This window comes from Vibrio sp. 10N.261.52.A1, from assembly GCF_002876325.1.
Taxonomy (GTDB): Bacteria; Pseudomonadota; Gammaproteobacteria; order Enterobacterales; family Vibrionaceae; genus Vibrio; species Vibrio chagasii.
In genome coordinates this window covers 1-214 of sequence record NZ_MCYD01001427.1, presented here as the reverse complement: position 1 = coordinate 214, position 214 = coordinate 1, and the positions used below count along the sequence as shown (strand labels likewise).

The 214-nt window shown below is 51.4% G+C and carries 2 tRNA genes; both read right to left on the bottom strand.

What is annotated here, in order from left to right:
• Window positions 1–76, bottom strand: a tRNA-Asn gene (locus BCT81_RS28750).
• Between the two features lie 39 nt (window positions 77–115).
• Window positions 116–191 (bottom strand) — tRNA-Phe (locus tag BCT81_RS28745).
• Between the last annotated feature and the right edge of the window lie 23 nt (window positions 192–214).

Here is a 214-nt window from a genome sequence, read left to right as displayed (position 1 = left end):
TGGCTCCCCCTGCGGGACTCGAACCTGCGACATACGGATTAACAGTCCGCCGTTCTACCAACTGAACTAAGGGGGAATTACTTGCGTTAACTTATTTAAGTTAAACACCAAATAATGGTGCCTCGAGGCGGAATCGAACCACCGACACGCGGATTTTCAATCCGCTGCTCTACCGACTGAGCTATCGAGGCAAAAGAATGGTGCCGACTACCGG